A 12,253-nucleotide genomic window follows, 5' to 3' on the forward strand; every position below is an offset into this window, starting at 1 on the left:
TGTTTACAGCTCTCGGCGCCAGAACAGTTCATGTCGGCGCACAGCCTTGCGGAAGAATTCGTTCTCGCCATAGGGCGATGGCCGGCGCCCGGCCAGCCAGCGTTGCAACAACCGGCGCAGGCGGCGCTTGAACGGCGCGGGTGGCTGCAGGTCGTGCATCATGCCCAAGGCCATGGCCTTGTCGTGCTGGGTCGGCAGGTCCAGCACCAGCGCGCACGGCGCCCAGGGCTGCTCGGCGCTCAGTTGCGGCGGCAAGGCCACGCCGTCGCCGCTGTCGCCCATCGGCCAACGGTCGTTGTCATGCAGGTGGTTGGCGTAGCACAGCAGCGTTTGCGGCTGCCAGGCCAGCCCCTGCAAGGCTTCCAGTACCGCAGCCTGGGCACAGATATGGTCCGGGTGCGGGTCGAGTTGCGGGTGTGGCATCACCAGCACCTCTGGCCGGGCCATCTCCAGCAACGCACGCAGGTCGGCCAGCAGGTTGTGCCAGGTCGGCGCACCATCACTGTCGGCAGGCAGCGCAAAGGGGTTGAACTGGCGGAACGGGCGGATATCGGCCATGTCGGCTTCGCGTGAAGCGGCCGGCACATCCGGCGCCGCCTGCATGGCGGGCAATTGCAGGCAGAAGTAGCCCAACTGCACGCAACGCGATTCCGGCACGCCGGCCCAACGCGGTACGGCAATGCTGTCCCAGGCGCGCAAACGCCCTTTCAGACGCGCCGCCTCGGCCTTGCCCAGGCCCATCTGTTGATAGTGTTCGGCTTCGATCTCGCCGGCAGTCAGGGTGACCACCCAGGTTTCGTCGGCTTGGCTGTACAGGCCATAAGCTGCCAGTTCGGCATCATCGGCATGCGGCGCAATCACCATCACCCGGCGGCGCTGCAGCTCGACGCTGGGGGTTATCCACAGGCGCGGTTCGCCCTGCAGCCGACAATGGCGGCCACGCACACGCAGCGTACCGGCCTTGAGCGATGCGGCCATGCCGGTCAGGTTGAGGAAGCGAAGCCCATCGACACCGCGCTCGAAAGCCTGCCGATCACTGAATTCACCTGCCAACAGTTCTACCCGAGGGTCAAGGAATCGCCCCAACCAACTGCTCTTTACCCGCAGCTCCAGGACGAGGGTTTCGTCACCCTTGAGTGCCGCGTCGGCCTTCAGCAGCCCACCCTGCAGGCTGGCCGCCACTGCATGGGTTTGATCACCGAAGTCGTAGGCGTAGTCCTCACCCGGCGCGTAGAACAGGTGGTCAGCGAACCAGGCCTCATGGGCGGCCCAGGCCAGCGGCAGCAACAAAAGCGGTAACCACCACCAGGCCAGCACACCCAACGCGATCAGCGCGACCAGGCCTGCGAGCAGGCCCAGGCGCTTGTTGCGCCGATGGCGCTTGAGCAACTGCTGTTTGCGGCTCACGCCTGGAACACCGGCACGGGGTTGCACCAACGGTCCTTGTACTCGCGGTCGGCACGACCGAACGAGAACCGCAGCGGCTTGCTACGCGCCCGGGCGTCTTCCCAGGCGGCCTGTGTATTGAGGAAGCTCAGCACGCTACCAGGGCTGAACGCCTTGGTCTCAGGGTCAACGCCGCCATTGACGTACTCGACGCTGATCCACTCGGGCGCTTCGACCCGGTATACCAGCTGAATCGCGATGGGCTTGTCGTCCAGCAGCAGCACCGAGCCGATCAGCAGCTCGCGCAAGCGCTCGAGCACCTCGTCCAGGCGCTCGGCACCGGTGGCCGGGAAGCCCCAGCGGCGCTGGAACAGCTCACGGTACATCGCGGCAATCTGGCCGGCGTCAAAGTCACTGATCGGCCGTACCACCCCGCCCGCCTCCTCCAGCAAACGCAACTCGCGGCGCTGGTTGTAACGGAACTTCTTCGACAGGTCTTCATGGGCGCGGGCCATGGCCAACTGCTCGGTCTGCGCCTTGAGGCCGGTAAAACGACCCTGGTTCAGCTCGGACAGGTAACGCGCGCCATGGCGCAGCGGCGCGCCGGCATCGGCGGCGGCCGGCAGAATGATCTCGGCATTGCCCAGGTCGAACAGGCCTTTCTTGCCCGCGCGTTTGAGCACGTCCTTGGACAGCGCCAGGTGGCGCCCCCAAGTAGGGATTGCCGCCTTCAACTCGCCGCCTTGCAGCCAACCCAGGTAGCGCACGGGAATCTGCGCCAGCTCGGCCAACTGCTCGACCACCTGCGGATGCGTGGCAACGCTGCCACCAAAACGCGCCCAAGCCTCGGCATAGGCCTTGGCGTCGATGACTTGCCAACCGCGCTCGCGGAAGGCTTGAATACGATTAAGCATCACGCCTGCGCCACCACGCTACGCACCTGCGGCAGTTGCCAGAAGGCTTCGCGCACAGCGGGGTCGGAGAAACGCTGGTGCAGGCGTTGCAGCATGTGCTCGGCGCATACCTCGCGCTGCTGCTCGTCCAGCGTGGCCATATGCTTCAGGCCTTGAGCCAGCTGCACAGCATCACCGAGCGGGAACAGCACGCCAACACCCTCGACCACTTCGCGGGCACCACCACAGGCCGTGGCCAGTACCGGTACGCCCGCGACCATGGCTTCGAGCAGGACCATGCCGAACGGCTCGTGATCGGAACTCAGGGCAAAGACATCGAACGCCGTGAAATAGCGCCGGGCATCCGGCACCTGGCCGAGGAAATCCACCTGGCCGGCGATGCCGAGCTCGGCAGCCAGTGCCTTGAGCGTGGCTTCCAGGCGGCCTTTACCCAAAATCGCCAGGCGCGCACCGGCGGGAAGCCCCGGCAACGCTTCGGCAAAACCACGCAACAGCGTAGCCTGGTCCTTGTCCGGGTGCAGGCGGCCGACGTTGCCGACGATCCACGCCTGAGGGTCCAGGCCAAGGGCCTGGCGCGCCGCGTCACGTGGCACCAAGGCAGCTTGCAGGGCCTCGATGTCGATACGGTTGTACAGGGTCTGGATGCGTTCGGCCGGCCACTGCGGCAGGCAGCGGCGCATGTCGTCACGCACCGCATCGGACACGCCCAGCAGGCTCAAGCGCTTGCTGAACAGGTTGGCAAACAGCCGCCGCCCTTTGCGCTGGTAGTCGCCAAAGGCATGGTGCACGCCGATCACCGGCAGGCCGGTGCCCAGCAAGGCCACATAGATCGGCTTGAAACGGTGGGCGATGCAGAAACTGAAATTGCGCTCGGCCGCAATCCGCCGCAAGGCACGGATGGCGCCGAGTTTCAGGCCACGCACGGCCTTGGAGCTGAACTCCAGGAACAGCACCTCGTCCGACGCGCAGCCCGCCGCGACCTGCGGGTCGGCGGCGCCGGTGAGAAATACCGTGGTGACCTGGTAGCCACGCCCCTGGAACAGGCTGGCGTACTGACGGGCACAGTCCAGGAACGGCCCGTCATAGCCATGGCAGAACTGCAGGATACGCGGTTCAGAGCGGCTGGTCATACGCGGCCGCGCCGTCCTTCACTACCAGGATGTCTTCCATGATCAGGTACTGCAGGTCCGAGCCGAAGAACATGTTCAGGGCATCGGTCGGCGAGCAGATCATCGGTTCACCACGGCGGTTCAGCGAGGTGTTCAGCGACACGCCGTTGCCGGTCAGGTCTTCCAGCGCCTTCATCATGTCGTAGTAACGCGGGTTGTACTCGCGCTTGAGCACCTGGGCACGCGAAGTGCCGTCTTCGTGGACCACTTCCGGTACACGGGTTTTCCACTCTTCAGCCACTTCGAAGGTGAAGGTCATGAACGGCGCCGGGTGATCGACCTTGATCATCTGCGGGGCGACGGTGTCGAGCATCGACGGGCAGAACGGTCTCCAGCGCTCGCGGAACTTGATTTGGTGGTTGATGCGGTCAGCCACGCCTTCAACGCTCGGGCAGCCGATGATCGAACGACCACCCAAGGCGCGCGGGCCAAACTCCATGCGGCCCTGGAACCAGGCCACCGGGTTGCCGTCGACCATGATCTTGGCGATCTGCTCGGGCATGTTGTCAAGCTTGCGCCACTTCGGCTGGTCCGGGTGGCGGGCGCAGGCAGCGATCACGTCCTCGTTGGAGTACGACGGGCCGAGGTAGACGTGCTCCATCTTCTCGACCGGCACGCCACGGGCGTGGGAAACATAGGCAGCGGCACCCACCGCAGTACCGGCATCACCGGAAGCGGGCTGGACGAACAGCTCCTTAACATCCGGGCGGGCAATGATCTTCTGGTTGAGCTTGACGTTCAGTGCGCAGCCGCCGGCGAAGGCCAGCTTGCCGGTCTGCTTCAAGGTATCGCCCAGGTAGTGGTCGATCATCTGCAAGGCCAGCTTCTCGAACAGCGCTTGCATGCTGGCGGCGTAGTGGATGTATGGCTCGTCGGCGATATCGCCTTCGCGCTTGGGGCCCAGCCACTCGATCAGCTTCGGCGAGAAGTAGAAACCCTTGCCCTTCTCTTTATAGCGGCGCAGGCCGATGACGTTGGCGTATTCGGTGTTGATCACCAATTCGCCATTCTCGAAGCTGGCCAGGCGCGAGAAGTCGTATTTGCTGGCATCGCCGTACGGCGCCATGCCCATGACCTTGAACTCGCCGTCGAGCATCTCGAAACCGAGGAACTCGGTGATCGCGCCATACAGGCCGCCCAGGGAGTCCGGGTCGAAGAATTCCTTGATCTTGTGGATCTTGCCGTTTTCGCCGTAGCCGAAGAAGGTGGTGGCGTACTCGCCCTTACCGTCGATGCCGAGGATCGCGGTCTTTTCCTTGAAGCCCGAGCAGTGGTAGGCGCTGGAGGCGTGGGCCAGGTGGTGCTCGACCGGTTCGATCTTGACCTTTTTCGGGTCGAAGCCCAGTTGTTCCAGGCACCAGACGATCTTCTTGCGGTAGCGCTTGTAGCGACGGTTGCCCATCAGGATCGCGTCGAGGGCGCGGTCCGGGGCGTACCAGTAACGCTTGGCATAGTGCCAGCGAGCCTTGCCGAACAGGCTGATCGGGGCAAACGGAATGGCTACCACGTCGACGTCGGATGGCTTGATGCCGGCCTGCTCCAGGCAGAACTTCGCCGACTCGTAGGGCATGCGGTTCTTCGCATGCTTGTCACGCACGAAGCGCTCTTCTTCGGCGGCGGCAATCAGCTTGCCGTCAATGTACAGGGCCGCGGAAGGGTCATGGCTAAGGGCGCCGGACAGGCCAAGAATCGTCAATGCCAAGGGATTAGCCTCTTCATTCGGTAGAGATGCGCCAACGGCCTCGTGGGCGGATGGCGGCTAAAGGGCGGGATTATAACGCAAAGATCAGCAGAGGCACTGCATTAACCTGTGGGAGCGGGCTTGCCCGCGAAGCAGGCACCGCGGTGCTTGGCACCGGCTTTGCCGGTGTTCGCGGGCAAGCCCGCTCCCACAGGAGATTTGTGGCGCCTGCTTACTCAGCGATCAGCCAGTCCATGCGGAAGCTGCCATCAGTCTGCGCCAGCTCTTTCGCCAGCCACGGCAGCAGCGCCTTGAGTTCGTCTTCCAGCCCCCATGGCGGGTTGGCGATGGCCAGGCCAGAGCCGTTCAAGCCCTGTGGGCTGTCCTGATGGTGCACGTACAACTCAACCCGCAGCAGCTTCGGGGCGCCAGTGCTGGTCAGGTCCTGGTAGAAACGGGTCAGCGAGCGCTGATCCTTGATCGGGTACCAGATGGCCGCGACGGTCTGGCGCATGCGGCCAATCGCCTCTTTCAGCGATTGGGTGCAACGCTTGAGCTCGTCGGCCTGCTCGAATGGCGGGTCGATCAGCATGATCGCGCGCTTTTCCTGCACCGGCAGCAAGGCGCGCGGCACATGCCAGCCTTCGCCCAGGTGGACGAAGACGCGCGGGTCCTTCTTCATGTTCTCTTTGAGCAGCGGCCCGTCTTCGGGGTGCTTCTCGTTGAGCAGGGCGCGGTCCTGCTGACGCATCAGGCGGCGGGCCAGCTCGGGCGAGCCTGGGTAGTAGCGCAGCTCGCCATCGGCATTGAGGCGCTTGATGACGCGCAGGTAATCGCCTGCCATGGCCGGCAGGTCGTCGCGATTCCACAACCGGGCAACGCCTTCGAGGTATTCACCGGTGCGGGTCGCCTGGTCGCCCTGCAGGTCATACAGGCCAAGGCCTGCGTGGGTATCGATATAGGCGAACGGCTGTTCCTTGCGCGACATCAGGGCGATGAGGCGGGTCAGCACGATGTGTTTGAGGACGTCGGCGTGGTTGCCGGCGTGGAAGGCGTGACGATAGTTCATGGCAACTCCTGCGGGGGTGGCAAGTTTACCTTGCCTTGCAGGCGGAGTCAGGCCTGGCTGTCGATCAGCGTCAGGCCCATTCGCGGGCAAGCCCGCTCCCACCGGTACATCACAACCCTCAAGGGGGTGTCGTATCGGTGGGAGCGGGCTTGCCCGCGAAAAGCGCAACACCGAATCAGCAGGTGTTACTTGTCAGCGTGATACGCCGCATCAGCCGTCTCGAAGCGCTGAATCATAGCCTTCGAAGGGCTGCCCAGCTTGCTCACTACGAAGATGGCGATGCTGGCCAACAGGAAGCCCGGGATGATTTCGTACAAACCCCAGGTATCGATCTGCTTCCACAAGATCACGGTCAGCGCGCCGACCACGATCCCGGCCAGTGCGCCGTTGCGGGTCATGCCCTTCCACAGCACCGAGATCAGCACAACCGGACCAAAGGCAGCGCCGAAGCCTGCCCAGGCGTATGCCACCAGGCCCAGCACGCGGTTTTCCGGGTTGGCCGCCATGGCGATGGCGATCAGCGCCACAGCCAGCACCATCAGACGGCCGACCCAGACCAGCTCAAGCTGGGAGGCATTCTTGCGCAGGAAGGCTTTGTAGAAGTCTTCGGTCAAGGCACTGGAACACACCAGCAGCTGGCAGCTCAGGGTACTCATCACCGCCGCCAGGATGGCCGACAGCAGCACGCCAGCGATCCATGGGTTGAACAGGATCTTCGCCAGCTCGATGAACACACGCTCATGGTTCTCGGTGACCGGGCCTGCAAGGTCAGGGTGTGCCGAGAAGTAAGCGATGCCGAAGAAGCCCACGGCGCAAGTGCCGGCCAGGCACAGAATCATCCAGGTCATGGAGATGCGGCGGGCGTTGGCGATCGACTTGACCGAGTCGGCGGCCATGAAACGCGCCAGGATATGCGGCTGGCCGAAGTAACCCAGGCCCCAACCCATCAGCGAGATGATGCCGACGAAGGTTGCACCTTTGAGCATGTCGAAGTTCGCCGGGTTCTGCGCTTCGATGGCCAGGAAGGTGGTGTCGAAGCCGCCCGTGGAGATCAGCACGATGACCGGGGTGAGGATCAGCGCGAAGATCATCAGCGAAGCCTGCACGGTATCGGTCCAGCTCACCGCCAGGAAACCACCGACGAAGGTGTAGGCGATGGTTGCCGCAGCACCGGCCCACAGCGCGGTCTCGTACGGCATGCCAAAGGTGCTTTCGAACAGGCGGGCACCGGCGACGATGCCAGAGGCGCAATAGATGGTGAAGAACACCAGAATGACGATGGCCGAGATGATCCGCAGCAGGCCGCTCTGGTCTTCGAAACGGCTGGAGAAGTAGTCCGGCAGGGTCAGCGCATCGCCGTTGTGCTCGGTCTGCACCCGCAGGCGGCCGGCAACGAACAGCCAGTTCAGGTAGGCACCAACGGTCAGGCCGATGGCGATCCAGGCTTCGGACAGGCCCGAGAAGTAGATGGCGCCCGGCAGGCCCATCAGCAGCCAGCCGCTCATGTCGGAGGCGCCGGCGGACAGCGCGGTAACCACGCTACCCAGGCTGCGACCGCCCAGGATGTAATCGGAAAGGTTGTTGGTGGAGCGATAGGCAGCGAAGCCGATCAGCACCATTGCCGCGATGTAGATCACGAAGGTGATCGTTAGTGGATTGCCCATGCGTGTGCCCTGGCGTTTGTTTTTATCTCTTGCAGCCCGCCACGAGACGGTTGCACCCAGGCGGCGCATCCTATGCAACAACGCAAAGCAGGTGCAACCATTTTTCTTTTACAAGTTGCACCCGCCGACGCATTTTCAGTAAATGCCGCTTTTTTGCTCCCTTTTGGAGCAAAAACCGTAATTTTCAGAAGAAAACGCACCGAATCCGACCCTTTTCAGGGTGTGGAATTGCGCATCAGACGAGTTGCACCTTTTACACAAAAAATTAGGGTTGCACCTGGTTGCACCCGAAATGTCCTACAAGATACTCTTGGCGCCAGCTTAGGCCACAGCCGTGGCAATAACGAGGATAAGAAATGGCGACGACCACCCTTGGGGTCAAACTCGACGACCCAACCCGTGAGCGACTCAAAGCCGCTGCGCAGTCTATCGACCGCACGCCGCATTGGTTGATCAAGCAAGCGATCTTCAACTACCTGGAGAAGCTCGAGGGTGGTGCCACCCTGACCGAACTCAACGGTCACACCAGCAGCCTGGCCGACGATGCCGGCGAAGTACAAGCGGACCACGCCCACCAGTGCTTCCTGGAGTTCGCCGAAAGCATCCTGCCGCAATCGGTCCTGCGCTCGGCCATCACCGCCGCGTATCGCCGCCCCGAGCAGGAAGTCATTCCGATGCTGCTGGAGCAGGCCCGCCTGAGCGCGCCATTGGCAGAAGCCACCAATAAAATGGCGGCCGGCATCGCCGAAAAACTGCGTAACCAGAAGAGCGCTGGCGGCCGTGCTGGCATCGTTCAGGGCCTGCTGCAGGAATTCTCGCTGTCTTCGCAGGAAGGCGTGGCACTGATGTGCCTGGCCGAAGCGCTGCTGCGCATCCCTGATAAAGGCACCCGTGACGCGCTGATCCGCGACAAGATCAGCACCGGCAACTGGCAGCCGCACCTGGGCAACAGCCCATCGCTGTTCGTCAACGCCGCGACCTGGGGCCTGCTGCTGACCGGCAAGCTGGTGTCCACCCATAACGAATCCGGCCTGACCTCCTCGCTCACCCGCATTATTGGCAAAAGCGGCGAGCCGATGATCCGCAAGGGCGTCGACATGGCCATGCGCCTGATGGGCGAACAGTTCGTCACCGGTGAAACCATCGCCGAAGCCCTGGCCAATGCCAGCCGTTTCGAGTCCAAGGGCTTCCGTTATTCCTACGACATGCTCGGCGAAGCCGCACTGACCGAGCACGACGCACAGAAGTACCTGGCGTCCTACGAGCAAGCGATCCATTCGATCGGCAAGGCCTCCCATGGCCGTGGCATCTATGAAGGCCCAGGCATCTCGATCAAGCTGTCGGCGTTGCACCCGCGCTACAGCCGCGCCCAGTACGAACGCGTGATGGAAGAGCTGTACCCGCGCCTGCTATCGCTGACCCTGCTGGCCAAGCAGTACGACATTGGCCTGAACATCGACGCTGAAGAGGCCGACCGCCTGGAGCTGTCGCTCGACCTGCTCGAACGCCTGTGCTTCGAGCCTTCGCTGGCCGGCTGGAACGGCATCGGTTTCGTCATCCAGGCCTACCAGAAGCGCTGCCCATATGTAATCGACTACGTCATCGATCTGGCCAAGCGCAGCCGCCACCGCCTGATGATCCGCCTGGTGAAAGGCGCCTACTGGGACAGCGAAATCAAGCGCGCCCAAGTCGAAGGCCTGGAAGGCTACCCGGTCTACACCCGCAAGGTGTACACCGATGTGTCCTACGTTGCCTGCGCCCGCAAGCTGCTGGCCGTGCCAGAAGCCATCTACCCGCAGTTCGCCACCCACAACGCCCACACCCTGTCGGCCATCTACCACATCGCCGGTCAGAACTATTACCCGGGCCAGTACGAGTTCCAGTGCCTGCACGGCATGGGCGAGCCGCTGTACGAACAGGTTGTCGGCAAGATCTCCGAAGGCAAGTTGAACCGTCCGTGCCGCGTCTATGCGCCGGTCGGCACCCACGAAACCCTGCTGGCCTACCTGGTCCGCCGCCTGCTTGAAAACGGCGCCAACACCTCGTTCGTCAACCGCATCGCCGACCACTCCATTTCCATCCAGGAACTGGTCGCCGACCCGGTCGCCAGCATCGAGCGCATGGGCACCCAGGAAGGCAGCCTCGGCCTGCCGCACCCGCGCATCCCGCTGCCGCGTGACCTGTACGGCACTGAGCGGGCCAACTCGGCCGGCATCGACATGGCCAACGAACACCGCCTGGCGTCGCTGTCCTGCGCCATGCTGGCTACCGCCCACAACGACTGGAAAGCCACCCCGCTGCTGGCCTGCGCCGCCAGCGAGGCCGCTGCCGCGCCGGTGCTGAACCCGGCGGACCACCGCGACGTGGTCGGCCATGTGCAAGAAGCCACTGTTGCCGATGTCGATAACGCCATCCAGTGCGCGCTCAACGCCGCGCCGATCTGGCAGGCCACCCCGCCCGCCGAGCGCGCCGCCATTCTGGAACGCACCGCCGACCTGATGGAGGCCGAGATCCAGCCGCTGATGGGCTTGCTCATCCGTGAGGCGGGCAAGACCTTCGCCAACGCCATCGCCGAAGTGCGCGAGGCCGTGGACTTCCTGCGCTACTACGCGGTGCAGGCACGCAACGACTTCAGCAACGACGCCCACCGCCCACTGGGCCCAGTGGTGTGCATCAGCCCGTGGAACTTCCCGCTGGCGATCTTCAGCGGCCAGGTGGCCGCGGCCCTGGCTGCCGGCAACCCGGTACTGGCCAAGCCAGCCGAGCAGACCCCGCTGATCGCCGCCCAAGCCGTGCGCCTGCTGCTGGAAGCCGGCATCCCCGAAGGCGTGCTGCAGCTGCTGCCAGGCCGTGGCGAAACCGTCGGTGCCGGCCTGGTCGGTGACGAGCGCGTCAAAGGCGTGATGTTCACTGGTTCCACCGAAGTGGCCCGCCTACTGCAGCGCAACGTCGCTGGTCGCCTCGACAACCAGGGTCGCCCGATCCCGCTGATCGCCGAAACCGGCGGCCAGAACGCGATGATCGTCGACTCCTCGGCACTGACCGAGCAGGTGGTGATCGACGTGGTCTCGTCGGCCTTCGACAGCGCTGGCCAGCGTTGCTCGGCACTGCGCGTGCTGTGCCTGCAGGAAGACTCCGCCGACCGCGTAATCGAAATGCTCAAGGGCGCCATGGCTGAAAGCCGCCTGGGCAATCCAGACCGCCTCGCCGTAGACATCGGCCCGGTGATCGACGCCGAAGCCAAGGCGGGTATCGAGAAGCACATCCAGGGCATGCGCGAGAAAGGCCGCTCGGTCTATCAAGTCGCCATCGCCGATGCTGCCGAGGTCAAGCGCGGCACCTTCGTCATGCCGACCCTGATCGAGCTGGACAGCTTCGACGAGCTCAAACGCGAGATCTTCGGCCCAGTGCTGCACGTGGTGCGCTACAACCGCCGCAACCTCGATCAACTGATCGAGCAGATCAACAACTCCGGTTACGGCCTGACCCTGGGTGTGCACACCCGCATCGACGAAACCATTGCAAAGGTGGTGGAAAACGCCAACGCCGGCAACATGTACGTCAACCGCAACATCGTTGGCGCGGTGGTCGGCGTTCAACCGTTCGGTGGTGAAGGCCTGTCCGGCACCGGTCCGAAAGCCGGCGGCCCGCTGTACCTGTACCGCCTGCTGTCGACTCGCCCGGCCGACGCCATTGGCCGCCACTTCCAGCTTCAGGATGGTGAAGGCAAGCCCGACCGTACCCTGCACGAACAGCTGATCAAGCCGCTGCACAGCCTCAAGGCCTGGGCCGAGAGCAACCAGCAGGCCGACCTGGCTGCACTGTGCACCCAGTTTGCCGGCCAGTCGCAAAGCGGCATTGCCCGCCTACTGCCAGGCCCGACCGGCGAGCGCAACAGCTACACCATCCTGCCGCGCGAGCACGTACTGTGCCTGGCGGACAACGAAGCCGACCTGCTGGCGCAGTTTGCCGCAGTCCTGGCCGTTGGCAGCTCGGCGGTATGGGCTGACGGCGAACCGGGCAAAGCCCTGCGCGCCCGCCTGCCACGTGAACTGCAGGCCAAGGTCAAGCTGGTCGCGGACTGGAACAAGGATGAAGTGGCATTCGACGCTGTGATCCACCATGGCGACTCGGACCAGCTGCGTAGCGTGTGCCAGCAGGTGGCCAAGCGTGCCGGTGCGATCGTCGGTGTGCACGGGCTGTCCAGCGGCGATCATCAGATTGCGCTGGAGCGCTTGGTGATCGAGCGGGCGGTGAGTGTGAATACTGCTGCTGCGGGTGGTAACGCCAGCCTGATGACCATCGGCTGATGGCTACGGGTTGTTGATGAAAAAGGAGAGCCTCGGCTCTCCTTTTTTTTGGGGTTTCTA

7 protein-coding genes are annotated in these 12,253 nt (G+C 63.8%); 1 reads left to right on the plus strand and 6 read right to left on the minus strand.

Annotated features, from left to right (window positions below; translation table 11 throughout):
* Window positions 1-3: 3 nt before the first annotated feature.
* From ACSSU5_RS08340 to putP, 6 genes are all read right to left on the minus strand, one after another.
* The gene (locus ACSSU5_RS08340) at window positions 4-1,407 is read right to left on the minus strand and encodes a PIG-L deacetylase family protein (RefSeq protein ID WP_492560980.1); all 1,404 of its coding nucleotides are present in this window, start codon (window positions 1,405-1,407) and stop codon (window positions 4-6) included.
* Entirely contained in the window at window positions 1,404-2,300 is an 897-nt protein-coding gene (locus ACSSU5_RS08345) for an antimicrobial resistance protein Mig-14 (RefSeq protein ID WP_264311319.1), read from the minus strand. Before ACSSU5_RS08345 ends, ACSSU5_RS08340 begins: the two co-directional genes overlap by 4 nt.
* Window positions 2,300-3,430 carry a glycosyltransferase gene (locus tag ACSSU5_RS08350; protein ID WP_492560981.1) on the minus strand — a complete coding sequence of 377 codons (1,131 nt, stop codon included), beginning with the start codon at window positions 3,428-3,430 and terminating at the stop codon, window positions 2,300-2,302. The genes ACSSU5_RS08345 and ACSSU5_RS08350 overlap by 1 nt, the downstream gene beginning before the upstream one ends.
* Window positions 3,414-5,171, minus strand: a complete 1,758-nt coding sequence (locus ACSSU5_RS08355) for a carbamoyltransferase family protein (RefSeq protein WP_186677315.1) — start codon at window positions 5,169-5,171, stop codon at window positions 3,414-3,416. Before ACSSU5_RS08355 ends, ACSSU5_RS08350 begins: the two co-directional genes overlap by 17 nt.
* A 211-nt stretch (window positions 5,172-5,382) precedes the next feature.
* Window positions 5,383-6,219 (minus strand): 23S rRNA (adenine(2030)-N(6))-methyltransferase RlmJ, encoded by an 837-nt coding sequence (locus ACSSU5_RS08360; RefSeq protein ID WP_492560982.1) that lies wholly within the window; start codon window positions 6,217-6,219, stop codon window positions 5,383-5,385.
* Between the two features lie 185 nt (window positions 6,220-6,404).
* Window positions 6,405-7,883, minus strand: a complete 1,479-nt coding sequence (gene putP, locus ACSSU5_RS08365; protein ID WP_264311315.1) for a sodium/proline symporter PutP — start codon at window positions 7,881-7,883, stop codon at window positions 6,405-6,407.
* A 356-nt stretch (window positions 7,884-8,239) separates the two neighbouring features.
* Here putP and putA point away from each other — a divergent pair, with 356 nt between their 5' ends.
* A complete protein-coding gene (gene putA / locus ACSSU5_RS08370; protein ID WP_492560983.1) occupies window positions 8,240-12,193 on the plus strand; it encodes a trifunctional transcriptional regulator/proline dehydrogenase/L-glutamate gamma-semialdehyde dehydrogenase in 3,954 nt (1,317 codons plus the stop codon).
* Window positions 12,194-12,253: the final 60 nt, after the last annotated feature.

Source organism: Pseudomonas sp. E1MeOHC2 (genome assembly GCF_058745025.1).